Here is a 22,787-nt window from a genome sequence, read left to right as displayed (position 1 = left end):
GGCATTGTCAGGTAGTCCGGCGTTGGGTCAGGTAATCCGGTTTTTGGCGATCACTTGCTGAATCCCCCTGTAGTGGTCGTCGAGGCGCTGACGCGCCCGGTCGACATCCTTGGCGGCGACGGCCTCGACGATCTCGTGATGGTCGCGCCAGGTCGCGAGCGGCGTCGGATTGTCGAGGCTGGTGAAATTCGAGGCCTTGTTGAACGCCACCCAGAAGATGTCGATCAGCGCGCTCAACATGTGATTGTTCTGGCAGCGGAACAGCAACTGGTGGAATTGCTGGTCCTCTTCGGCAAAGCTTTCCTGGCGCTCGGCGCGCCGCCGCATGCTTTCGGTCAGCTGGCGCAGCGCGGCGATCTCTTCGGCGCTGATCATCTCGATGGTTTTTGCGATCAGGCCGGTCTCAAGGACGCGGCGGATCTCGCGCAGTTCCTCGACGTCGCGCAGCGAATCCTGCAGGCCGTATGCCAGATTATCCAGCAACGGCTTGAACGAGAATTCCTTGACGAACACGCCGACGCCGCGACGCGTCTCCAGAATGCCGATCGACTCCAGCGCCTTGATCGCTTCGCGCACCGAGTTGCGGCCGACGCCGAGCCGCTGCGCCAGGAAGGTCTCCGGAGGCAAGGGGTCCCCCGCCTTGAGCTGGTTGCTCTGGATATATTTCCTCAGGCTCTCCTGCACGCTGACGTGAAGCAGCGGCGGTCGGGCCAGCGGTTCGATCGATTTTTGGTCCCGGTTCAACTTGGGTTCCGAGCTCAACTTGGGTTCCGGCATTTTTCTCCCAGCGCCGCTGCAATTGCGGCCGATGGCGCGTCGCAAAGCGGTCGATGCTTGTAGCATAGCGACTTGTAGGATATCCTGCAAGTAAGAGGATTCGTCACCTGAATGAAGATCGTCCTGGCCGGCTCAAGCCATTGGCACGCCGAAATGCATCTCGACGCTGCACGTTTTTGCGGCGCCGAGATTGCCGGCATCTGGGATGAGGACGCGCAGCATGCGCCCGCCTTCGCGACGCGCCAGCATTTGCCGTTCATCGCCGACTTTGCGAAAATCCTCTCCAGCCCGCCGGACGCGATCCTGCTGATGGGACACCCTTCGGCGGTGCCGGCGCGGGCGCGTGCCGTCATCGAAGCCGGCATACCGCTGATCCTGGAAAAGCCGGCGGCCAGCAGCACCGCAGCGTTGGCCGCGCTCAGCGAGTTGGCGAGGCAGCACCAGGCCTTTGTCAGCGTTCCCCTGCCCAACCGCTTTGGGCCGGCCGCCACTGCCTTTGAACGGCTGCGCAGCCAAGGCCGCGCCGGTGCGGTTGCGCATTGCCAGTTCCGGCTGGTCAATGGCCCGCCGCAGCGCTATGCCGCCGACGGCGTCGCCTGGGTGGTGGATCCGGCGATCGGTGGCGGCGGCGCGCTGAGGAACCTCGGCATACACGGCGTTGACGCCGCGCTCGGCCTGGCAACCGGCGCACTCAGGCTAAAAACCGTTTCGATCGAGAACCGCATTCACCGTGCCCCGGTCGAGGACCATGCGCTGCTTGTACTGGAAGACGCTGCCGGAGCATTGTTCGTCGTCGAGGCCGGATACACTTTTGCTTCGATGCGCCCCGGCGGCGATTTTGAATGGCGTATCGTTAGTGAGAATGCGACCGTCATCGACTATGGCGAGCGCGCCTTCTGTGCGACCCTCGACGATGGCGCTATCATCGAATTGCCGATCGAATTGCCGGCGACGCGCTACCGCCTGTGCATGAGCGACACGCTCGACCGGCTGGTTCGAAAAGCGCCGCCGGCGACTTCGATCGATGACTATGTTGCGGCGATGTCGCTGATCGACGCCGCGTATGAAAAGGCAGGACGATGATTGGAATAGGCATTATCGGAGCGGGCGATTTCGGCGCCGCCCATGCAAGGGCAATCAAGCAGGTGCAGGGCCTGCATCTCGTCGCATCGTGCCGTGGGAATAACGATGCCCTGGCCGCCTTCACCAGCGAACATGGTGGTCGCGGCTACACCGACTGGCGCAAGCTGCTCGACGACAAGGATGTCGACGCTGTCCTGATCGCCAGTCCTCACCATCTGCATGCCGAAATGGCGATCGGCGCGGCGAACGCCGGCAAGCACGTCATGCTGGAAAAACCGATGGCGCCGACGGCGGCGGCCTGCGATGCGATCAACGCCGCCGTGGCCGCCGCTGGCGTCAAGCTGATAGTCGCCCATCTCATGCATTTCGCGCTGCCTTGCATGGCGGCCAGGCAAATGCTTGAGCAAGGAACGCTCGGCCGGCCGCTCGTCGGATCGAGCTGGATCATCAAGCTGTGGATGGAGCACAATCGCCGCGACTGGCATCTGCGCAAGGCCACCGGCGGCGGCATGCTGTTGACGGCCGGCATCCATGCGCTCGACCGCCTCGTCTGGCTCATGGATGACGACGTCGTGTCGGTGAGCGCCATGCTTGGCGCCATGTCCCATGACCAGGAAGCCGACGACACCGCCCTGCTCGGACTGCGCTTCGCCGGCGGCGGGCTCGGCCAGATGCAGAGCGTCGGCTATCGCAATGGGGCGGCCGGCTACGCCATGGACCTGGTCTGCGAGCAGGCAACGCTGCGCATCGACATGGACCGCGGCACGATGCTTGGCCGCGACAAGGCCTGGACCGACCTGCCCGGCTCGTTCGAGCCGAACTGGATGCATGCCGCGCTGGTGCGCGAATGGAGCGCGATGCGCGATGCCATTGCCGACGACAAGCCGGTGCCGGTCCACGGCGCCTATGGCCGCAAGATCATCGCCATCATCGAGGCCGCCTTTGCGTCGAACGAAACGCGCCGCGAGCACGAGATCGCCGGTGCGCGCTGAGCTCGACGACCACCCGAGCCACTTGCCCGCACACGTGCCGCGCGGCGTCTGGGGCGCGGTGATGCTGGCCATTGACGATCGCGGGGCAATCGACTGGGAAACGACGGAGGAAACGATCGCCCGGCTCTGCGCATCAGGCGTCGACGGCATCTATTCCAATGGCACGGCCTGCGAATTCCACTGCCAGACCGAGCCCGAGTTCGACCGGCTTTGCGCCCTGATGGCCGCGATTGCCGGCCGCGCGCGCCTGCCCTTCCAGATCGGCATCAGCCAGTCCAATCCGCGCGTCGCACGCGAGCGGCTGATGCGGGTGTCGGCGCTTCGCCCGGCGGCGGTGCAATTCACCTTGCCCGACTGGTGGCCGCCCAGCGACGGCGAGGTCATGCGCTTCGTCGGCGGCCTGTGCGAGGCCGCGCCCGACATGCCGCTGGTGCTCTACAATCCACCGCATGCCAAGCGCCGCCTGACGCTCGAAGCCATCGCCAGGCTGCGTGCAGCGGTGCCGTCGCTGGTCGGCGCCAAGCTGCCGGGCGGCGACCCCGGCTGGTACGCCGACATGCGCCGCGAACTGCCGGGATTTTCGGTCTTCGTGCCCGGCCATACGCTGGCGGCGGGATTCGCCCAGGGAGCGCACGGCAGCTACTCCAACGTCGCCTGCCTTAACCCCAAGGGCGCGGTAATGTGGTGGCAGACGATCCGCACCGACGCGGCGGCCGCTGCCGAGGTCGAGACGCGCATCCAGGCCTTTCTCGCCACCCACGTACTGCCTTTTCGCGCTCGCTATGACGTCAGCGATGCGGCGCTCGACAAAGCGATGGCGGCGGCCGGCGGCTGGGCGCCGCTTGGCCCGCGACTGCTCTGGCCTTACAGCTCGGTCCCCGACGAGGCGATCGCGACGCTGGCCGAGGCCGCACGCATGACCTTTCCCGAATGGTGGCAGTGACCTCGGCTATCGCATGTGCCTGCCCCCTGATCCAAGGGGAACAACCATGGCCTGTTCCGGATTTGACGCCTGACAGACTCGTGGTCATGCTGGACCGATGACAAGAGGTGTACTGCTGGACCTCGCAGGCGTCATCTATGATGGCGAGACCGCCATACCAGGCGGGATCGACGCCGTCACGCGTTTGCGCCAGGCCGGCTTGGCCATACGCTTCATAAGCAATACCACGCGCTCGTCGAAACAGAGCGTTCTCGAACGTCTGCAGGCGATGGGACTCACCGTTACCAGGGCAGATGTTTTCACCCCGGCGCACGCTGCACGCGATTGGCTGCTTCGCAATGGCCGAGCGCCATATTTGCTGATTCACCCCGGCCTTGCGCCGGACTTTTGCGAACTGCCGGATCGCGACAAGCGCGCCGTCATCGTCGGCGATGTCGGAGACGCCTTCACCTATGCGGCGTTGAATGACGCGTTCCGCGAGCTGAGCGCCGGGGCCGAATTGCTGGCCCTTGCCACCAACCGGACGTTTCGGGATACCGACGGCGAGCTCAGCCTCGATGCCGGGCCATTCGTCGCGGCATTGGAATTTGCCTCGCTGAAACGCGCAACCGTTCTCGGCAAGCCGTCGTCGGAATTCTTTCTGTCGGCGCTGGCAAGCATGGACTGTCCGCCAGACCAGGCGATCATGGTCGGCGACGACGCCGAGGCCGACATAGCTGGCGCGCTGCGCGCCGGACTGTCGCGCGCCTTGCTGGTGCGGACAGGCAAATACCGGCAGGGCGACGAGAAACGGTTTGATCCGCGCCCGACCGCAACCGTCGCAGATCTCGCGGTGGCGACCGACTGGATCCTTGCGCGCCGGGACTGAACCGGCCGTACAGCGTGCGCTTCGCTCGAGATATCCGGGCTAGGTCGTCTGGCGCTCCATTTCCACCTCGGCCCCCAGACTTTCGATGTCGCGAAAGATCGAAGCGACAGCCAGCGTGCGCCCTTCGCGCTTGAAGCGGAGCAGGCAATCCCTGGCAACGATGTCGCCATCGATCGCGATCTCGTCCCATTGCACGGCATGGCCGACATAGTTGATGGGAACATCGTAGTGCTGGCTCCAGAAGAACGGCACGGCGACGAACTTCTGGCGATGGCCGAGCATGTTGAGGGCCGCGGTTTGCCCCTGCCGCTCGGCAACCACCCAATGCTCGACCCGAATATTTTCGCCACTGTGAGGATCCGGCCACCGCGCAATGTCGCCGGCCGCGAAGATGCCTGGTGCGCTCGTCTCCAAAAAGGCGTTTACGACGACACCGCAGTCAAGGGTGAGCCCCGCCGTTTCGGCAAGCCCTATCCGCGGTCGCACGCCGATGCCGGCGACGACGAGATCCGCCGCCAACGTATCGCCACCGCTGAGTTTCACCTCGCTGGCGTCGATGCTGCTCGCAGTGTCCTCGAGATGGAATACGACACCATTCTCCTCATGCAGGGCGCGGATGAAGTCGGCCATTTGCGGGCCCATGATCCGTTCCATGGGCCGTTTTTCCGGCGCCACGACATGAACTTCGATCGAGCGCGACCGCAGCGCCGCGGCAACCTCCAGGCCAATGAAACTGGCGCCAAGCACGACGGCGCGGCGCGCAGTCGTGGCTGGTTCGATGATCGCCTTGCAGTCTGCGAACGAGCGCAGCGTGTGAACATGTGGCTGGTCGGCGCCTTGTATGGTCAGGCGAACCGGTTCGGCTCCGGTCGCCAGGAGTAGCCTGTCGTAGGCAGTCCGGGCCCCGTCCGCGAGCACAACCTCGCCAGAACGCGTATCGATGCTGGCGACATCCGCATTGAGGCGCAGGTCGATGCCGTTCTTCGAATAGAAGCTTTCTCGGCGCAGCGGAATCCAATCCTCCGGTGCTTTGCCGGCGAGGTAGTCCTTGGAAAGATTGGGCCGATCAACCGGCGGCGCTTCGTCGTTGCTGAGCATGACAATGCTGCCTTGATAATGTTCGCGCCGCAGTGTTTCTGCCGCCGCGAAACCTGCGGCGCCGCCACCGACAATGACGATTTTTTCGGGAGCCTGGCTGGAACCGCCAGGGCGCGGCTTGGACACCGTCCGCTTGCGTTTCTCGCCCACGACTATCCGATCATCGCGTTGTTCCACCGACCAGCACGCGAGTGGACTGAAAGCAGGGGCGCGCAAGGCCTCGCCTGTACGCAAATCAAAACACGCGTGATGCCAGGGACACCGGACGGTGTCTTCCGCCACAAGACCGTCGACGAGCGGCCCGCCATAATGTGTGCATGTCGCGCCGATGGCGAAGATCTCGGCCCCGCGGCGCACCAGCAGCACCGGCTCATCGCCGCAATGGCCGAGAAGCTTTCCGCCGTCGGCAAGATCGGATAACGCGATACCCTCGACCAGATCCGGCCCGGTTGGTTTGGCATGATCTTCAGCCATTTTCCTCTCCCTTGGCGCGATCCAGAAGATCGCCTGTACGGCCGAGAAGCGGGAAATCGTCAGGTCACCAGTCTCGGAATACCTTCTGCTTGGCCAGCGCGCCTTCAGGTTCTCGGACACCGCTTGTGCCCAAACGTCCGGCCGCGTCATTTGTTGCCAGTTGCGCAGTACACGCCGTCGATTTCCTGGCGTTTGGATTTGTTGCCGAAGGAATGACGCCGTCGCGTAAACTTTTTCGCCGGACATGCGTTGTTCGTTCTCCAAGCCAAGGAGACAGCCATGCAGATGAAATCGGAAATCGCCGGCGAGGCCGCCAAGCAACGCCACATCCAGCGCGGCATCGACGCCAAGGACAAAACGAAGGGCAACGGCAAGCAACAAGGCGCCATGCAGGCCGGAGCACGCAAATATCCCGAGCCACCCTTTCCCGAGCAGCACCAGCCGAAGCCAGGGCATGAATGGGCGATAGAGCCGGCGCCGCTTTACGACGCGCCATTCTATATCGGATCAAAAAAGCTGGACGGCAAAGTGGCCGTCATCACCGGCGGCGATTCCGGCATCGGCCGAGCCGTGGCCGTGCTCTATGCGCGCGAAGGCGCCGATGTGGCGATCGTCTATCTGTGCGAGGACAAGGATGCTGAAGAAACGAAGAGGGCCGTCGAAGCCGAGGGCCGGCGCTGCACGCTGGTCAAGGCCAACGTCAGCGAACGCGACCACTGCCACAAGGCTGTGACTAGGGTGGTGAAGGAATTTGGCCGGATCGACGTGCTGGTCAACAACGCCGCTTTCCAGGTCCATTCCAGCGACTTCAGTGAGCTGACCGAGGAGCATTTCGACACGACGCTGAAGACCAACCTCTACGGCTATTTCCACATGGCGCAGGAGGCCGTTCCGCATATGAAGCCTGGTTCGGCGATCATCAACAGCGGCTCCATAACCGGCATCGAGGGCTCGAAGCAGCTGGTCGACTATTCGATGACCAAGGGCGGCATTCATGCCTTCACGCGCGCGCTGTCCGGAAACCTCATCGAAAAGGGAATTCGGGTGAACTGCGTGGCGCCAGGCCCGGTGTGGACCCCGCTCAACCCGTCGGACAAGCAAGCCGGCGACGTCTCGAAATTTGGCGCAGACACGCCGATGAAACGGCCGGCGCAACCGGAGGAAATCGCGCCGGCCTATGTGTTCCTCGCCTCGCCGCATTGTTCAAGCTACATCACCGGCGAGATATTGCCGATCATCGGCGGCTACTGAGAACGTGTCGCCCGCACTGCCTCGATCATCGTGGACCTCTCGCCTGTGGCGGAGGTAGCGGCGATCTTAGATATGAAATGGTCGACAGATGTATTTCATTGCCTTGGCGACGGACTATGACGGCACGCTGGCGCATGATGGGATCGTAGTCGAAAAGACGCTTGCAGCCCTCGAACGGTTCAAGAAAAGTGGCCGCAAGCTCATCCTCGTCACTGGCCGCGAACTGCCCGACCTCAAGCGGGTTTTTCCCGAACTCGGCGTGTTCGACAAGGTCGTCGCCGAAAATGGGGCGTTGATCTACACGCCTGCCAGCGAGGAAGAACGTGCGATCTCACCGGCACCGGCACCGAAATTTGTTGCCAGTTTGAAGAAACGCGGCGTCAAGCCGCTTTCAGTCGGACGGTCGATCGTCGCGACCTGGGAACCACACCAGGCAACAGTTCTTGAGGTCATCAAGGAACTCGGGCTGGAGCTGGAAATCATCTTCAACAAGGGCGCGGTGATGGTGCTGCCCACCGGCATCAACAAGGCAGCCGGGCTGGCAGCCGCACTTGAGGACCTCAAGCTGTCGCCACACAATGTGGTCGGTATTGGCGATGCTGAAAACGATCACGCGTTCCTGCGGGCCTGCGGCTGCAGCGTCGCTGTCGAGAACGCCCTTGCGGCGGTCAAGGATACAGCGGATCTTGTAACGCGCGGCGCACGTGGAAAGGGCGTCGAGGAACTGATCGAAAAGTTGGTAAAGCGTGATCGGGAATTTGTCCGAAAAGCCCGTGACGGCATCCTTCTCGGTTCGGTCGGCGGCGACGAAGTCTATCTGACGCCGACCGACACGGTTCTGATCGCCGGAAGCTCCGGCATCGGCAAATCCACCTTGGCCACCGCGCTGACGGAACGCTTCGTCGAGAACGGATTTCAATTCTGCGTTTTCGATCCGGAAGGCGACTATGATGGCCTCGAAGGCGCCGTCCGGGTAGGCGATGCCTCAAGCGAACCGACAAAGGAACAAGTGCTCGACCTGGTCGAAAAGCCCGACACCAATGTGGTCGTCAACGGGCTGGCGTTGCGGGTCAACGAGCGGCCAGGCTTCTTTGCCGACCTGCTCCCCGGTCTTGGCAATTTCCGCTACCGTACGGCGAGGCCGCATTGGCTGGTCATTGACGAGGCGCATCATCTTCTGCCCAAGAGGCGCGACGACACGCGCGCCATTCTGTCGTTGGAATTGCCGGGCACTGTCCTGATCACCGTTCATCCGGAAGCGATCTCGACCGACGCCCTGCGTCTGGTCACTGCCGTCATTGCGCTCGGTCCCAAGGCCAAGAATGTCATCAAGGCCTTTTGTCAGGAGACGGACACCAAGCCGCCAAAGGATATTCCCTCGCCAAAAGGCGAGCGTGTGCTCTTCTGGCGGCCGCAAGCCCGCAAGAAAATTGCCATGGTCAAAGCGATCGAGCCGCGCCAGTCGCTCAAGCGTCACAGCCGCAAATATGCAGAAGGTCAACTCGACGAGGCCGGCAGCTTCTATTTCAGAGGTCCCGACAACGCGATGAACCTCCGGGCCCACAACCTGATGATCTTCGCTCAGATTGCCGAGGGCATCGACGACAGAACCTGGGAGCATCACCTGCGCGCCGGCGACTATTCCGAATGGTTTCGCCGACAGATCAGGGACAAGGACCTGGCGCGCGAGACCGCCGAGGCGGAAAGGGACGAAATGCTCTCGGCGCAGGAAAGCCGCAAGCACGTTCTGGACGCAGTACGTCGCCGTTATACGGCTCCTGCCACTGCCCCGGAGGAATAGAGGGGAATAGGGTGCGAAAAGGATCGCCCACGCACCTCTTTCTCGGAGGCACGGGCCATGTTGGTTCTCTGCAGCCATGTCGCTTTTACAGCAGGGCGAAGCAGTGGCCGTTTGACCGCGTCATCCACGCCGAGTTGCCTTTCATCCATGGCGTTTTGACTGGTCAGGGTTCACTATATCCAATGGCAAAGAGGCGCAGGTCATAGGCCTCGGGATCGCGACGAAAGATCAACGCGCCCTTCCGTTGGGAATTCTGTGGGACATAGTCAAGCGTAGCGCTGCTATCCTCGACGACCTCATCGCCGTTGCGGAGCTCACCTTTGATCTCGACAGCAGCAACTGATTTCCCCGCCCTGTTTGCAGCGGCGAACTCGACCACGTAGCCCCCCTCGGTGACCGCGACGCCAAGCGGCAGCACAACGATCCGGGCGGTCCCATCGCGCGTGCTCACGCCATCGACGACAAGATAACCGAGCACGGCAAGCAGGACTACGGAGCTTATGCCCGCCACGACCCACTCCGTGACCGAAGTCCCGGGTTTGCGTGCCTTTGCTTTGTTGTCGGACTGCTGTTGCTTGTCGCCTTTTGCGGGGTTCCTTGTCACAGAATGAGCCTCGCAACCGCCGCCCCGAGCGCGCCAGGAAACGACAGAACCACGACTGCACTGAGTGTCTCCGAAAAGCCGGCGCCATCGGTCCTGCCGAAGGTCCACAAGATGTAGAGGTTCACAAGCATCACCAGGACATAGCCGACGATCGCATAGCGAAAGAAGATGCTGACGAATCCAGCGCCTGGCTCGGGACTGTGCGAGCCGCGGAATTCGAACTCATAGACGAAGGCGTGCATGAGAGCGAGGGTGACCACCACCAGGGCGATTTCCTGCCAGGGCTCCATCTTGTAGGCGATGAGGACGACCTCTTCCGTCGGTGCGATGTTCACCGATAGAAATAACGCTCCGACCACCATCAGGAACAGCTCTCCGGTGTAGCCGGGCTCGGGAATGTCCTCCTCCTCCAACAAACTCGGGCCGAGCTGAGCGCGTGCCAAGGACGCCCCGAGGCTGCCTGGGACAACCTGCACCGCAATTTTGCCAATCACCTCCCGCAGCGGCATTTCGGCGGTCACGATGCCGAAAATAAACAACACCGCCGTAGCCGCCACAGCGGCCACAAGTATCGCCACAAAAGCATCGGCGATGCGGTCGCGCAGCGCCACCGTGTCGCGAAAGCCTCCGTACTTGTGCAGCAGCACCAGCATTGGCAAAGTGACAGCGAGGAACAGGGCGAGCCGCAGTGGGTGAAGGTGAAAGCCCAGCGCCCAGGCCTCCATGGTCATCAGCACCGGGGCGGCGAAGATCAACGCTCCGGCAAAGGCACGGCCAAGACCAATCCAGAACTCACGCGGCGTTAGCGCATGCCTGACGATGATCTCGGTTGGCGCCACGTCCGCTCCTCAGAGATAGCCTGCGGGAACAATGTTTCCTGGACAATCTTGTTCCGGACCGCTGCATCTTCGCCACAGCCGAACGGCGCTGCGATGTTCAAAGCCAAGCCGAACCTGTTGGGAACTCGCGAGCCAGCTTTCCGTTCAACCTCTCGATCGAATGACAACCCAAAGCCACACAGCGTCTGGAGTGAAATCATGAAATCGCAGCTCGTCGCCGAAAGCGCCGGACAAAGGACGTTCGTTGTGGTGCTTGATCCCGGCGAGGAAGCGTTCGCGGCGCTCACATCTTTCGCTGTCGATCACGATATTGGCGGCGCCTCGCTGACCGCGCTCGGCGCCTTCGAAAAGGCGACTGTCGGCTGGTTCGACATCGAGGAAAAAACTTATCGGAGAATCCCGGTGCTGGAACAGTGCGAGGTGCTCAGCGCGATCGGCGACGTTGCGATCGGCGACGACGGCAGGCCCAGCCTTCATGTCCACGCGGTGCTCGGATTGCGCGACGGCAGCACGCGGGGCGGACATCTGCTCGATGGCATCGTTCGGCCGACACTCGAAGTCACTTTGGTGGAAACGCCTGGTCATCTGCGCCGCAGAAAGCGCCCGGAACTCGGCATCGCCTTGATCGATCTGGATGCCTGAAGCCAAGCGCGGATCAGGCTAGTGGTGAAAACCTGACGCTTGGTCCCCGAGGTTAGACAACCGCTTTGGGTGGGAAGCCGTAGTTCGTTTAGCCTCCTGAACGAGCAGAGAGCGCCATAATCGGACTTGCGCGGCCATCGCTATGGAGGTCGCGTCTTCGGACACGTTCCGGACGTATGGTGCCACATAGATCAGCACCCGTGTCGCGATAGCTCTGGCGTTATTCTCGACCATCACAGATGGATGAACTTCCGCTTGGAGATGCGGCGGAAGCACAGAAAGCCCGTCTCGACATAGGCCTCCAGTCTCGCCAGCAATCCATGACCTAAATTCGATATGGATGGGACGGGTGGTGGTAGCCAAGTCCGCCGAGCCTAACCCAGTCATGCTGATGATGACACGGACGCTGGTTAATCTGCTCTTCGATTCGCGAATGCCTATGGTAGTGATAGCCTCTCAACGCCGGTGCCGTAAGCTACTCGCTTACGCGTCGCTTTGAGGAAATCAGACATCAGTGTCGAACGAGATAGGTTTCCATCGTGCCGACGCCTCTCAGTTCCACAGTGCAGCGCGGTTCTAGCTCCCAAGAGTCGTGCAAAGCGCGTCTGGTTGCCTCCGAGATTTGCATGCGGTCGGCTACGCCCTGGGATTCGAGCCGGCTTGCGATGTTCACGGTTTCGCCCCAGACATCATAGACGAACCGATGTCGGCCGATCAGACCGGCGATCACCGGTCCGGTGTGTACGCCGATTCGGACGCGAAAACTATCGCTGCCCGACGCCAAGAGCCTCAACGAGTCCAGCATGGACTTTCCCAGCGCCACGGTCCTGTCGGCGTGATCGGCCGCCGGCTCCGGAAGACCACAAGCGGCCATATACGCGTCTCCGATTGTCTTGATCTTCTCCACGGAATGCTTCTCCGCCAGCGCGTCGAACATGCTGAACATCCGGTCGAGGCGCTTGATAAGGTCGGATGCCGGCAATTTCGCTGCGATAGGCGAGAATCCGACAATATCGGCAAAAAGGATGGTCACTTCCTCGAACCGGTCCGCAATGATCTCCTCGCCCCCTTGCAGCCGCGCAACGATTTGACCGGGCAGGACGGCATGTAGAAGCGAGTCGGCCCGCCGCTTTTCCGCCTCTATCCGCTGAAGATACTGGTGCTCGCGGTCGCGCCAACGCTTTTTCTCCAGACTGGAGTTGATCCGGGCGCGCAACAGGACCGGATTGAATGGTTTAAGCAAGTAGTCGTCGGCTCCCGCCTCGATGCAGCGGACCACGGCGTCGACTTCGTTCAGCCCCGAGATCATAATGACGGGGATGTGCCGCCACCGGCGCTCAGCTTTCAATCGCGAGAGCACCTCGATGCCGTTCATGTCCGGCATCAGTATGTCCAACAGAACAAGGTCGAATTCATATTCCGCAAGGCGGGTCAGCGCGGACAGGCCTGACTCGGCAGTGACTACCTGATGACCGTCGTGCAGCAAGCGGCGCGAGAGAAGATCGCGGTTACTGCCGATGTCGTCGACGACAAGTATTCTACCGCTGCGTCCTGAGAATGCATCGTGCTCCGTCTTGCCGAGCGCCCTTTCAAGCCCTGCTGCATCGATCTCTGCCTGATCCGTCGTCCACAGCGCTTCGTTGTCGCTGGCGCGCGATAGGCCGGCAATTGCATCGACATGCGCCAACAGCTCGGCCGCAGCCGCGAGCATCACCCTGACATCTTCGTCCAATGCGTGTTCGTGCAATTCTTCGGCTTCTTCAAGGATCATTTCGGAGTAGCCGATAATCGCGTTGAGTGGTGTTCGCAAATCGTGGCGCAGTTTCGCCTCGATCTCGCGCCCTGCATGGTCCGGACAGTCGGCTTTGCCATGGATCAAGCTGTCGATGAGGCTGTTCAATTGCCGGGCAGCGGCGCCGACCCTCTCAAGATCTGGAGTGATGTGCACCAGACTATGGTTCTGCACCTGTTCTAGCAGCAGTTCCTGAAATCCCGAGATTGCCCGTGCCGGTCCAGCAAGCCGCTGCGCCAGATGGGCGGCTATTGCGTGGCGTTGGAACTCGTTGGCAGTCATGTCTCCAATCCGCCGACTCGGCGGCTCACGGATTTGCGGCAAGCAATTGTTCGATTTTCTGGACAAGCCTCGGCAGGTCCACCGGCTTGCTGTCGTAGTCATCGCAGCCGGCCTCAAGCGCCAATTCCCGATCGCTGGTCATAGCATGCGCAGAAAGCGCGATTATAGGGATCCCCGAGGTGGCCGGATCAGCCTTGATCCGCCGTGTCGCCTCCCATCCGTCCATCACGGGCAGGCTCATATCCATAAGGATCAGATCCGGTCTTTCCGAAATGGTTAGTTCCACGCCGGATTGTCCGTTTTCCGCAATAAGCACTTCGAACCCACGCCGCGACAACCGCCGCGAGAGCATGTCGCGATTCATTTCGTTGTCTTCCACCAGAAGGATTCTCGTCATCTTCGGCCTCTTCTAACGATGGGTCAACGAACTGAGATGCCGGGCCAACCTACTCGGCCGCGGAAATCTGGCGTTCGAGCGCCTTGACCAATTGAGACCTGCTGTTCGCGCCCTTGGTCACAACGGCAACCGCCCTATCGCGGAGCCATTCGAGCTCGTTCATCGACAGATCTTTCGAGGTAACTACGACCACCGGAATGTTCTGCAGTTCGGGCGTCTGCTGCATCTCACTCAATGTCTGAAACCCGTCCATTTCGGGCATCAGCAGATCAAGCACCACCAGGCGCGGCAACAACCGTTTCATCAGGCCAAGTCCGCGCGCGCCGTCGCTTGCCTCGTGAACCCGCCAATCCTTCTTGATCAGGATACGCCGAAGGAAATCGCGGGAGGCTTGGTCGTCATCAATTACAAGCACATCGCGGTTGCCACCGCCGCAAGCCTCAATTGTTTGAATCAGCTTCTCGGTGTCGATCGGCTTCGTCAGGTATTCAACCGCCCCGAGTGAGAGGCCGAGTTCGCGATCTGCAAGTATCGTCGCAAGGATCACAGGAATCTCGCAAAGCTCCCTATCGTTCTTCAGAGATCGCAGCACTGACCAGCCGTCCTGATGCGGCATGATGATGTCGAGAATGATCGCCGCGGGGCGATGCGCTCGAGCAGAGGCTATTCCTTCCTCGCCGCTTGCTGCTTCGAACGATGCCAATCCCGCCTCCGCCAAGGCCCTGGCGATGACGGTTCGGGCGGCTGGTTCATCATCTATGATCAGAACCGCCTTGTCTCGTGGCGACAACGGCACAGCTTCGGAGGGGTGTTGCTCGCCAGATTCTTTTTTGAACTCGGCTGGAATCTCCATTGTGAAGGTCGAGCCTTTTCCGAGTTCGCTCTCGACCTTTACAACGCCTCCGATCATTCGGCTAAAACTCCGGGTTATGCTGAGGCCAAGCCCCGTTCCGCCATAGTTGCGAGTGGTGGATGCGTCCGCCTGCGTGAAAGCGTCGAAGAGCCGTTCCTGCTGCTCCGGCGTCATCCCGATCCCGGTGTCGGACACTTTGAATATCAGCCAATCGCCCCTTGGTCGTCTGTCGCGACGCACCGTGAGTGTTACACGACCCCCTTCGGTAAACTTGGCGGCGTTGCTGAGCAGGTTAAACAGGTTCTGACGCAACTTCGTCTGATCCGAATGCATTTTCCCGAGGTCGTCGTCGAGGTCCAGTACGAAACCGTTTCGGTTTTTCGCCATCAGAGGCGCGACTGTGGCCTGGACGTCGCGCATCAAATCGGCGACGACGAACGTTTCCAAGAAAATTTCCATCTTGTTCGCCTCGATCTTTGACAAGTCGAGGATGTCGTTGATGAGCGCCAGGAGATGGCGACCAGCCGCGGCGATCTTCTCCAGTTCCGGAACGAATTCCACCATGTGCTGGTCGCTCGCATCTTCGATCAGCATCTCGCTGTAGCCAATAATCGCGTTCAGCGGCGTACGCAGTTCGTGGCTGACGGATGCGACGAAGCGGCTCTTGGCTTCATTCGTCGATTCAGCACGGCTCTTGGCGCGCTCGAGTTCGTCTTGTCTCTGTTTCAATTCCGTGATGTCGGTGTAAACGGCGACCGCGCCGCCGTCAGGCGTTTTTCGCCTGCTTACGCGAACCCATCTGTCGCCGAAGCGATCCTCACAGACGAAGCCCGCCGGGTCCTTGTGGATGTGTAACCGCTGGGCAATCCACTCCTCCGGCGACGCGCCCGCAAGGTCGACTTGCCCGCCCGCCAGGCGTTGCTCCAAGATTTCTTGAAAGCTTTGCCCAGGAAGAGAAGCTCGCGCATGGTCAGGGAAGAATTCGCAAAATTTGCTGTTGGCCAGGATGACCCTGTCCTGCGGATCGAATAGGACAAATCCGTCAGAAATTGCCTCAAGCGCCGCTGCGATCGTCCGTCTTTGCTGCTCCGCCTCGTCTTCCAGTCGTTTCTTTTCAATCGCGCCCGCGCGAAAAAGTCGAAGCGTCCGCGACATTGCGCCGAGTTCGTCGCCTCCCTCAATCGGTATTTCAATATCGTAGCGTCCTTGCGTCAGTTCGCCGATGACCCGGTTCAGCCGCCGTAACGGGCCAATGATCGAGCGAAGAACAAGGATTGTAAGAAGCGACCCAATCAACAGCACGATGACCACCAGAATGGCAGCGGTAGTCGCGGTTTTCTGGGCTAGCCTTACAGCCTCGTTGCGAGCAGCTTCTGCCTCGGCGCTCACTTCCTCGACAAGTTCGTTAAGGGCGGCATCGACATTCGTGCTGTGGGTTCGCGCCTCCGCCAGGAGAGCGTTTCCAATGATGCGGTTATCCTGAGTATAGCTGTCCGCCGCCTCTAGTGCCCTTTTGACATAGTCATCGATCTCGACACGGATTTCCCTCACTGCATCGGGGGATGATTTCGAAAGGCCGTCCAGTTGGTTCAGCAGTCGCTCACGCGCCTGCTCGGCATTCCGCTGGGAGTTCATTAGCAAGCTGACCGACAAATCGGTGAGCCAGTATCGCAATTCGCCGAAGGTCACGTGCGCCGCAGCCGCATTCGCCGCGAGATCGAACAATGCCTTAGTGTCTGCGGTGCGGTCGGCACTGCGATAAAGCGCCTGCGTGAGAAGGATGGAAGATACGATGAGACTAATGAGGCCGGCCGCTGTCAGTGCAGCTACGCGGGCCGCGATCGGCAGACTGGCAAGGCGACGTCCCAGGGATTTCGACGGCGCCGGTATGGCTTCCACCTCGTGGGGTGTCTGTTCCAGGACGCTCATTTGAACAAGACGATGCTGATTGCGCCCCCCAAATCGCCGGCTTTTCCGCCCTCCTTGGGATATCCAGTTATGTCGATCTCGCCCTTCGGCTCGCCGTGGCAGGAAAGGCACGACTCCGTATAGTATTCGGGCAGGAGCATTCGAAATGCCGGGCGTCCCTCCACCTCGGTCACATCCGTGTAGGCTTCGCCCTTTGCTCTCTTCGGATCTGAAAAGACGCTTACGATGATGCTGGCTTCCCAAGCGTCCGGAAGAGATTTGCGGTTGCGCACGAGTTGCTCGGGCGCTGTCACGCGCACCAGAGCTTCGTTGCCAACCTTGGCAGCGAATTTCTCATTCAACAGACGCGCGAAAACGGCCGGCACGAAGCCCTTGAACCCGATCCCAGCGCGGTTGATGTCATCTTGCTGCTCGTCCACCACCTCCCGCATAGCCCCAATCTGGGCCTCAAGCAGACGCCGGTCGCGATTGGTCAATTCGCCGGAAAACGGGTTCTGGCCGGTGTTTTTTGAGTAAACGGCGATGGCCTCCCTCGCAAACCGCTCGCTGTCGAGGTGCTTGTCGCCAAGTGCTGGATCGTTGATTAGTGTCTGATAGTTGGAGACAACGCTTCGCCCCGCGCGAAGCAATTCCGCAAGTCGGATTCCCATCGCGACATCTTCAGTATCTCCCGCTCCCATGGCAGCCGACGCGAGGAAAGCGCAACCGACAAGAGCAACGCCAATGCTTCTCCGCGTCAAGGTTGACAGGGCGAACATCTCTCCATCCCGTCGAAGGAAGCCAAACAAAAAGTATAGCACAACGCAGGCCGATTGCGTAGCGACAAACGCCCATGCGCAAGCGGTGAGAGAAGGAACGAAGCATCCGCCGCCGCTCCGAAGCGGCCCTGGCCCGCAAACCCGCTTTTGCCGAACGTCTCTTGACCACCCTGGGTGGAGCACCGAGAGGTTAGCGGCGGATTTGTCAAGCTTGCCGTTAAAATATAGCTTGCTAAAGCTAGAAAATTAGCTTTGAAATATATATTCGTTGTGTTCGAGCGCAACCTCACGCACCGTAAACTTAGCATAGCAATTGTTTGTAGAAGAAGATGATGGTTCTGGCCTTATGTTGTCGGCCGGCACAACCTATGCATGTCATCTTGATCGCTTGATGAACCATCATCGCTGAAAGGAAACAGAATTCTGTTACGAAAAACAATCAGCATTTCAACCCTCGCCGGCGCGGTTGCAGTCGCTGCCGCCGCGGTGCGCCCAGCCGGACGAGACCGATAAGTTCGGAATTGAGACGAGTCAGACGCTACGTAACCGGTCCTTCTCGCGGTGAATACCGCCAGTGCCGTTCCGTGCCGTGTGTTCGAGCCGATGATTAAGATGACTTCGATGTGGACGAGTTTTCATAGTGGCACCATTGGCTACATTCGCGGATGGTTCCGCCTTCGCGCCGAGCGAAAAGCTATGTGGATGATAACGGACGGGTTGAGCCGGTCACCGGATGACATTCTTAACGACATTGGTATCTCGCGCGACGAAATCACGTGCGCTTTGTCAAAGCGTCCCAATTCGAGTTCCGAGTCGGGTCGGAATGCGGCCGGCCCATGATTTGTCCAGCCCACAGTATCTGCCATGTCGCATGCCAAGGTCTCATTGTCCCCGCGGCGGCGAGTCGAACCGACCCCGAGTGATCACGGCGCTGGCCGATCGGTTACCTGCTCGCAGATCGTGATTCAGTGGCTCGTCGCTCCACGACTGCGCAACAATGACAGCATTCACCCCCTGTGCGGACGTTGAAGCGCGATGTCAGGAAGGTCGTTAACGGGTCAAGGCTTCCCTTCAATTTCTCCGACAGAAGGGCAGAGAAGGGTCGAAATCGGTATTTCGTTTTGGGTATCAAGCGTCAGATTTTCACCACTTGGTCCGCTGAATTGCGATCCGGGCCGATTATCCCTTTTGTTTGTTTTGCTTGGCATCCGCGGGCGCCTCGGGTGCGGTCTCCCAGCCGAACACGCTGCGGCCGCCGAGCAGATGCGACTGATCGAACTCTCCGGCAACGATTTCCTTCAGACTGGGGCCGGTGACATAGCGTTCGACCTGCCGCGACTGCTCGTCGAGCCGCTTCAAGGCGCCGAGTTCTTCGTCGCGACCGAGCCTGGCCTTGTGGACGGCCGACTTCAGCACGCCGATCGTCTCGTCATAGACCTTCAGCGGCACGGGGAATGGATGCCTGTCCTTGCCGCCATGTGCCAGCGAGAAGCGCCCGGGATCGGAAAACCGGCATGGCGCGCCATGCAAGACCTCGGCGACCAGCGCCAGCGCCCGCACCGTGCGCGCACCGACGCCGGGCACCAGGAGAAGCTCGGAGAAATCGGCGGGGCCACGCTCGGCAGCCGCAGCCATGTTGCCATGAAGACGACGCATGACGACATCGCTTTCGCGAACGTCGTGGTGCGCCGGCATGACCAGGTGCGGCAGCATTGGCTGATCGGGCTCCGGTGCGACAGCCACATCACGTTCGAGCGCGGCGAACTCCCTCAGAATGCGATCCGGTCCGAGATCCTGCAGGAGATTCAACTGGCCCTTGCGCGAGGCGTCGGCGCGGCGGTCGGTCAGGTTGACGATCTCGCCCTGGTTGGCGCCTTCGATGGCGGCATGCGGCTGGTCGACGAAACTCTTCAGGCCTTCGGACAGCCAGTGATAGCGGCGCGCCACCTTGCTGTCGCCGTTCATGCCCTGCTGCACCACGACCCAGTCGCCGTCATCGGTGACGATAAAGCCATGCAGATAAAGGTCGAAGCCGTCCTGGACGGCGGCGCTGTCAACCTTGGCGACGAGCCGGCTGGCCGTTGCCAGGCCTGTTCCATCGAAGCCGACGCGCTCGCCGATGACGGCAAGCTCATGCGGGGTCTTGCGCGAATGCGCGCCGCGGCCGCCGCACACGTGAATACCGAGTTCGCCGGAGAGCGGAGCCAAGCCACGTTTGAGGGCGCCGATGACGCTGGTCGTGATGCCGGAGGAATGCCAGTCCATTCCCATGACCGCGCCAAACGACTGGAACCAGAAGGGATGCGCCAGCCGGCGCAGCAGTTCCTCGCGACCGTAGTGGTGAATGATCGCCTCGCACATGACGGCTCCAAGCCGCGTCATACGGTCGCCGAGCCATTTCGGCACGCGTCCGCCATGAAGTGGAAGGTCTGCGCTTCCCGATCGTTGTGCCAAATTTTTCTGCCTGTTCCGACCTATGCCTTGCGCTCAACAGATAGTATAGAAAGCGGCGTGAAGAAGCGATGATGCCGGTCCGTTTGGATTACAAACTGATCGCAATTCAATTCAGCTGGGCCATTCGGGTCCCATCGGCGGCGTTGCCGGTTACCGGTCGGCCGGATTTCCGACCGCCGGATCGCGCCGCCTTGAATATCCTCCGACACGCGGCAGATCGTCATTAAACTCCACCCACGACAGCTTCATATCCCAATAGGCATGAGCCTGCGGCGCAAAGCGTTCGGGGTGGTCGAAGAAGCCGATCGTCAGATAAAGTTCCTCGGGAAGCCCTTGGTCGAGATAGGCTATGGATGTCCCGCAATCGGCGCAGAAGGTGCGGAGCACGCCTCGGGTCCTTGAGAATTTTTTTGGCGCGCCGGTGAGCAATCTGAATTGGGCCGGCCGATAGCCGACCCAGACGGTCAACGGGCTGCCTATCGCCTTGCGGCAATCGTCATCGTGATCGGAGCAAATCCAGAACGGCTCACCATGCATCTCAGCACTTATCGAACCGCAAAAACAGGAGCCGGTCTCGATTCTGGTCATCGAACTATCGCTTCTGATCGAGGCGACCGTTGCGGGTGCAGGGTCCGCAGGGTGATCGAATAGCGGTGCGCGGCAACCGGCGGGATGCTGTGCTCCCATTCGGTGCGCGCCGGACCCGTCATCAGGTAAGCCGACCTTGGCTCGAGGGTGACGGTCTGGCGAGCCCGTCTCGTGCCGTTCTTCCGGCGGAGCCTAAAGCTGCATGGCGCAAGAAGAGAAACGCCGGCCACGGCATCGAAATGCGGCTTGTCGCGATGCCAGCCGATACCCGCGCCGGGTCGGTACTCATTGATCAAGACCTGCACAAAAGCCTCGGCGGGCAGCCGCGCAAATGCCGCCACCTTGTCCCTTAGCGGCATCAGGAAAGCAGGGATCGCCGGCGCCTCGACCACCTTGCGTTGGTCAAAATCGTAGCGCAGGCCAAAACCGGCGACGCGCCGGTTTGCGAGATGGCCATGAAAGTCGAAAGGCTGGAAGGCGAGACTTTTGAGCTGCCGCACCAGTTCGGCCTCTTCCTCCGCTGTGATCAGCTCCGGCTGGTAGCAAAATCCTTCCGGCAGGTCGTCACGTGCGTGAAAGTCGGGCGCGAGAAAGTCAGGCGCGCGAAACAGGTCGCCTTGGCCAGCGGGTTGCGGCTGCCTGGTTTTGAGCGATGGCATCAACCCTAATTGGTGAAGCCGGCCCGTGGCGGCAAGGCTTTGGAGGCCGGCCGGATCATTGCCTCCACATGCGCGAGATGGAACCCGGATTGCCGGGGCGGGTTATTGCCCAGGCGCGTCGAGTGTTGGGAAATGCCTTCAACTGTTATCCAAAGCATCAATTACGACCCGGCAACGAGGACCCTCTCCGTATGGTTTGTCCCAAGCGGAAATCGCTACGATTTCAACGACGTGCCGCCGCAAACTTATGCGGCATTCCGCAAGGCCTGGTCAAAAGGCCGGTTTTTCAACGCCTTCATTCGCGACCGGTACAGCTACCATCTGGTCGAACAGAGCCCGTCGGGATGAAACCCGGTGCCTTGTCGTCAAAAATTCATCCGGAAAGGGAACGCATGCCCTCGCACAATCCAGTCGGCCGGCCGATCCCTCACTGCGCCGGCGGCGTACCGGGTTGATCGCCGCCGGTGGTCGTCTTCGGCGTCGGGTCCTTGTCGACTTCGGGATTTTGATCGACGGTGTTGGTGTTGCTCTGGGTCGGCTCAGTGCTGCTGGTGCTGCCCTGTGTCGGCTCGGCCTCGTTGCTGCAACCCGCCAGAGCCAGAGTCGCCACCAGCGCCGACAAAAACGACAGTCTCCTCATGGATAATCCCGTCATGGCCAACCGCTCCCTTGCTGCTCGACAACGACGGGTGGTGAATTTGGTTGCAGCGGAATGGCTTGTCTGTTGGCCCAAGACCCTTCTGATCATCGCAGAGCAGGCGCCAAAGGAACAAATCTCGGCGCCGCCACGTTGCATTTCCTGTGCAACGCTTGTGACAGTGAGGCTATCGTCTTGGCGCCGAGAGCAAATTGGAAGGGTTTTCTGAAAATCGGAGAACTCAGCTGCCCGGTGGCGCTCTATACGGCTGCCTCAACCTCCGAGCGGATCGCCTTCCACACAGTAAACCGAGCCACCGGCCATAGGGTGCATCGCGCCTTCGTAGACAGCGATAGCGGCAAGCCGGTCGAGAAGGACGACCAGGTCAAAGGCTTTGAGATCGGCTCGGGTGAGTACGTCGTGCTCGAACCCGATGAGGTCGCAGCCGCTGTCCCCGAGAGCGACAAGACGCTGTCGGTCTCGGTCTTCATCGGCTGTGCCGATGTCGACGATGTGTATTTCGACAAGCCTTATTACCTGGCCCCGTCTGACAAACACGCGGAGGAAGCGTTTGGGCTGATCCGCGAAGGCATGCGCAGGAAGAAGGTCGCCGCCATCGCCCAGGCCGTCCTGTTCCGGCGCGTCCGGACCCTGCTCGTCCGCGCCTATGACGAAGGCCTGGTCGCAACGACGCTGAATTTCGACTACGAGGTGCGCTCGGCGGAGGAGGCTTTCGACAGCATCCCCGACTTGAAGATCGAGGGCGAGATGCTCGAACTGGCCGAGCACATTATCAAGACCAAGAAAGGCAAATTCGATCCGACCAAATTCGACGACCGTTATGAGGCGGCGCTGGCCGAGCTTGTGAAGGCAAAGCTCGAAGGCAAGAAGATCGCCGTTCCGAAGCCGGCCAAGCGGGAGAAGGTCGTCGATCTTATGGATGCGCTGCGCCAGAGTGCCGGCGTTGGCGGCAAGCAGCCTTCGACAAGAAAGCCCGCGGCAAAGTCAAAGCCAGCGCGCCATGCCAAGGCGAAGCAGACAGCGCCGCGTCGGAAGGCCGGCTGAC

At 60.9% G+C, this 22,787-nt stretch carries 21 protein-coding genes; 9 read left to right on the top strand and 12 right to left on the bottom strand.

Annotated features, from left to right (window positions below):
- Nucleotides 1-27: 27 nt before the first annotated feature.
- Entirely contained in the window at nt 28-777 is a 750-nt protein-coding gene (locus AC0L3H_RS01510; RefSeq protein ID WP_473584234.1) for a FadR/GntR family transcriptional regulator, read from the bottom strand.
- 111 nt (nt 778-888) lie between these two features.
- On the opposite strand from AC0L3H_RS01510, the gene AC0L3H_RS01505 reads away from it, so the two are divergent.
- The 4 genes from AC0L3H_RS01505 (at nt 889) to AC0L3H_RS01490 (ending at nt 4,663) form a co-directional block, all read left to right on the top strand.
- Complete coding sequence (locus tag AC0L3H_RS01505) at nt 889-1,860, top strand: Gfo/Idh/MocA family protein (RefSeq protein ID WP_473584233.1); 972 nt, start codon at nt 889-891, stop codon at nt 1,858-1,860.
- Nucleotides 1,857-2,852, top strand: a complete 996-nt coding sequence (locus AC0L3H_RS01500; RefSeq protein WP_473584232.1) for a Gfo/Idh/MocA family protein — start codon at nt 1,857-1,859, stop codon at nt 2,850-2,852. The genes AC0L3H_RS01505 and AC0L3H_RS01500 overlap by 4 nt, the downstream gene beginning before the upstream one ends.
- Nucleotides 2,842-3,795 (top strand): dihydrodipicolinate synthase family protein, encoded by a 954-nt coding sequence (locus AC0L3H_RS01495; protein WP_473584231.1) that lies wholly within the window; start codon nt 2,842-2,844, stop codon nt 3,793-3,795. The genes AC0L3H_RS01500 and AC0L3H_RS01495 overlap by 11 nt, the downstream gene beginning before the upstream one ends.
- A gap of 97 nt (nt 3,796-3,892) precedes the next feature.
- On the top strand, nt 3,893-4,663 hold the full coding sequence (locus AC0L3H_RS01490; RefSeq protein WP_473584230.1) for a TIGR01458 family HAD-type hydrolase: 771 nt from the start codon (nt 3,893-3,895) through the stop codon (nt 4,661-4,663).
- 39 nt (nt 4,664-4,702) lie between these two features.
- Here AC0L3H_RS01490 and AC0L3H_RS01485 read toward each other — a convergent pair whose 3' ends face one another.
- Nucleotides 4,703-6,235, bottom strand: coding sequence for an FAD-dependent oxidoreductase (locus AC0L3H_RS01485; RefSeq protein WP_473584229.1), 1,533 nt, complete (start codon nt 6,233-6,235; stop codon nt 4,703-4,705).
- Between the two features lie 279 nt (nt 6,236-6,514).
- Between AC0L3H_RS01485 and AC0L3H_RS01480 the strand changes: the two genes are divergently transcribed.
- On the top strand, nt 6,515-7,486 hold the full coding sequence (locus AC0L3H_RS01480; protein WP_473584228.1) for an SDR family oxidoreductase: 972 nt from the start codon (nt 6,515-6,517) through the stop codon (nt 7,484-7,486).
- Between the two features lie 88 nt (nt 7,487-7,574).
- Nucleotides 7,575-9,287, top strand: a complete 1,713-nt coding sequence (locus AC0L3H_RS01475; RefSeq protein ID WP_473584227.1) for an HAD family hydrolase — start codon at nt 7,575-7,577, stop codon at nt 9,285-9,287.
- A gap of 163 nt (nt 9,288-9,450) precedes the next feature.
- Here the strand turns inward: AC0L3H_RS01475 and AC0L3H_RS01470 are convergent, their stop codons facing one another.
- Nucleotides 9,451-9,891 carry a TIGR02588 family protein gene (locus AC0L3H_RS01470; protein WP_473584226.1) on the bottom strand — a complete coding sequence of 147 codons (441 nt, stop codon included), beginning with the start codon at nt 9,889-9,891 and terminating at the stop codon, nt 9,451-9,453.
- Nucleotides 9,888-10,646, bottom strand: a complete 759-nt coding sequence (locus AC0L3H_RS01465) for a TIGR02587 family membrane protein (RefSeq protein ID WP_473584225.1) — start codon at nt 10,644-10,646, stop codon at nt 9,888-9,890. The genes AC0L3H_RS01470 and AC0L3H_RS01465 overlap by 4 nt, the downstream gene beginning before the upstream one ends.
- A 282-nt stretch (nt 10,647-10,928) precedes the next feature.
- On the opposite strand from AC0L3H_RS01465, the gene AC0L3H_RS01460 reads away from it, so the two are divergent.
- On the top strand, nt 10,929-11,372 hold the full coding sequence (locus AC0L3H_RS01460; protein ID WP_473584224.1) for a PPC domain-containing DNA-binding protein: 444 nt from the start codon (nt 10,929-10,931) through the stop codon (nt 11,370-11,372).
- A gap of 511 nt (nt 11,373-11,883) precedes the next feature.
- Here the strand turns inward: AC0L3H_RS01460 and AC0L3H_RS01455 are convergent.
- The 7 genes from AC0L3H_RS01455 to AC0L3H_RS01425 all read right to left on the bottom strand — a co-directional run bounded on the left by AC0L3H_RS01455 (nt 11,884) and on the right by AC0L3H_RS01425 (nt 21,084).
- Nucleotides 11,884-13,446 (bottom strand): adenylate/guanylate cyclase domain-containing protein, encoded by a 1,563-nt coding sequence (locus AC0L3H_RS01455; RefSeq protein ID WP_023801351.1) that lies wholly within the window; start codon nt 13,444-13,446, stop codon nt 11,884-11,886.
- Nucleotides 13,447-13,471: 25 nt separating this feature from the next.
- The gene (locus tag AC0L3H_RS01450; RefSeq protein ID WP_031255744.1) at nt 13,472-13,843 is read right to left on the bottom strand and encodes a response regulator; all 372 of its coding nucleotides are present in this window, start codon (nt 13,841-13,843) and stop codon (nt 13,472-13,474) included.
- Between the two features lie 49 nt (nt 13,844-13,892).
- On the bottom strand, nt 13,893-16,625 hold the full coding sequence (locus tag AC0L3H_RS01445) for a hybrid sensor histidine kinase/response regulator (RefSeq protein WP_473584223.1): 2,733 nt from the start codon (nt 16,623-16,625) through the stop codon (nt 13,893-13,895).
- Nucleotides 16,622-17,383, bottom strand: a complete 762-nt coding sequence (locus AC0L3H_RS01440) for a Tll0287-like domain-containing protein (RefSeq protein WP_473491560.1) — start codon at nt 17,381-17,383, stop codon at nt 16,622-16,624. The genes AC0L3H_RS01445 and AC0L3H_RS01440 overlap by 4 nt, the downstream gene beginning before the upstream one ends.
- A gap of 1,179 nt (nt 17,384-18,562) precedes the next feature.
- Nucleotides 18,563-19,837, bottom strand: a complete 1,275-nt coding sequence (locus tag AC0L3H_RS01435; protein ID WP_473491559.1) for a DUF763 domain-containing protein — start codon at nt 19,835-19,837, stop codon at nt 18,563-18,565.
- Nucleotides 19,838-19,987: 150 nt separating this feature from the next.
- The gene (locus AC0L3H_RS01430) at nt 19,988-20,425 is read right to left on the bottom strand and encodes a GFA family protein (protein ID WP_473584222.1); all 438 of its coding nucleotides are present in this window, start codon (nt 20,423-20,425) and stop codon (nt 19,988-19,990) included.
- Complete coding sequence (locus AC0L3H_RS01425) at nt 20,422-21,084, bottom strand: alpha-ketoglutarate-dependent dioxygenase AlkB (RefSeq protein ID WP_473584221.1); 663 nt, start codon at nt 21,082-21,084, stop codon at nt 20,422-20,424. The genes AC0L3H_RS01430 and AC0L3H_RS01425 overlap by 4 nt, the downstream gene beginning before the upstream one ends.
- Before the next feature lie 12 nt (nt 21,085-21,096).
- Between AC0L3H_RS01425 and AC0L3H_RS01420 the strand changes: the two genes are divergently transcribed.
- A complete protein-coding gene (locus AC0L3H_RS01420) occupies nt 21,097-21,432 on the top strand; it encodes a KTSC domain-containing protein (RefSeq protein ID WP_473584319.1) in 336 nt (111 codons plus the stop codon).
- A gap of 79 nt (nt 21,433-21,511) precedes the next feature.
- Here the strand turns inward: AC0L3H_RS01420 and AC0L3H_RS01415 are convergent, their stop codons facing one another.
- A complete protein-coding gene (locus AC0L3H_RS01415; protein ID WP_245268702.1) occupies nt 21,512-21,739 on the bottom strand; it encodes a lipoprotein in 228 nt (75 codons plus the stop codon).
- A 177-nt stretch (nt 21,740-21,916) separates the two neighbouring features.
- Between AC0L3H_RS01415 and ku the strand changes: the two genes are divergently transcribed.
- Nucleotides 21,917-22,786, top strand: a complete 870-nt coding sequence (gene ku, locus AC0L3H_RS01410; protein WP_473584220.1) for a non-homologous end joining protein Ku — start codon at nt 21,917-21,919, stop codon at nt 22,784-22,786.
- Nucleotide 22,787 lies beyond the last annotated feature (1 nt).

The organism is Mesorhizobium sp. WSM4816 (assembly GCF_055811535.1).
The sequence above is the reverse complement of the archived record's forward strand: the minus strand, read 5'-3'. Positions and strand labels throughout refer to the sequence as shown.

Bases quoted from the DNA above. Each gene is read 5' to 3' on its own strand.
- AC0L3H_RS01445 (WP_473584223.1), bottom strand. From the start codon at position 16,625: ATGAGCGTCCTGGAACAGACACCCCACGAGGTGGAAGCCATACCGGCG.
- AC0L3H_RS01440 (WP_473491560.1), bottom strand. From the start codon at position 17,383: ATGTTCGCCCTGTCAACCTTGACGCGGAGAAGCATTGGCGTTGCTCTT.
- AC0L3H_RS01450 (WP_031255744.1), bottom strand. From the start codon at position 13,843: ATGACGAGAATCCTTCTGGTGGAAGACAACGAAATGAATCGCGACATG.
- AC0L3H_RS01510 (WP_473584234.1), bottom strand. From the start codon at position 777: ATGCCGGAACCCAAGTTGAGCTCGGAACCCAAGTTGAACCGGGACCAA.
- AC0L3H_RS01425 (WP_473584221.1), bottom strand. From the start codon at position 21,084: ATGCCATCGCTCAAAACCAGGCAGCCGCAACCCGCTGGCCAAGGCGAC.
- AC0L3H_RS01430 (WP_473584222.1), bottom strand. From the start codon at position 20,425: ATGACCAGAATCGAGACCGGCTCCTGTTTTTGCGGTTCGATAAGTGCT.
- AC0L3H_RS01500 (WP_473584232.1), top strand. From the start codon at position 1,857: ATGATTGGAATAGGCATTATCGGAGCGGGCGATTTCGGCGCCGCCCAT.
- AC0L3H_RS01490 (WP_473584230.1), top strand. From the start codon at position 3,893: ATGACAAGAGGTGTACTGCTGGACCTCGCAGGCGTCATCTATGATGGC.
- AC0L3H_RS01455 (WP_023801351.1), bottom strand. From the start codon at position 13,446: ATGACTGCCAACGAGTTCCAACGCCACGCAATAGCCGCCCATCTGGCG.
- AC0L3H_RS01475 (WP_473584227.1), top strand. From the start codon at position 7,575: ATGTATTTCATTGCCTTGGCGACGGACTATGACGGCACGCTGGCGCAT.
- AC0L3H_RS01480 (WP_473584228.1), top strand. From the start codon at position 6,515: ATGCAGATGAAATCGGAAATCGCCGGCGAGGCCGCCAAGCAACGCCAC.
- AC0L3H_RS01460 (WP_473584224.1), top strand. From the start codon at position 10,929: ATGAAATCGCAGCTCGTCGCCGAAAGCGCCGGACAAAGGACGTTCGTT.
- AC0L3H_RS01485 (WP_473584229.1), bottom strand. From the start codon at position 6,235: ATGGCTGAAGATCATGCCAAACCAACCGGGCCGGATCTGGTCGAGGGT.
- AC0L3H_RS01415 (WP_245268702.1), bottom strand. From the start codon at position 21,739: ATGACGGGATTATCCATGAGGAGACTGTCGTTTTTGTCGGCGCTGGTG.
- AC0L3H_RS01505 (WP_473584233.1), top strand. From the start codon at position 889: ATGAAGATCGTCCTGGCCGGCTCAAGCCATTGGCACGCCGAAATGCAT.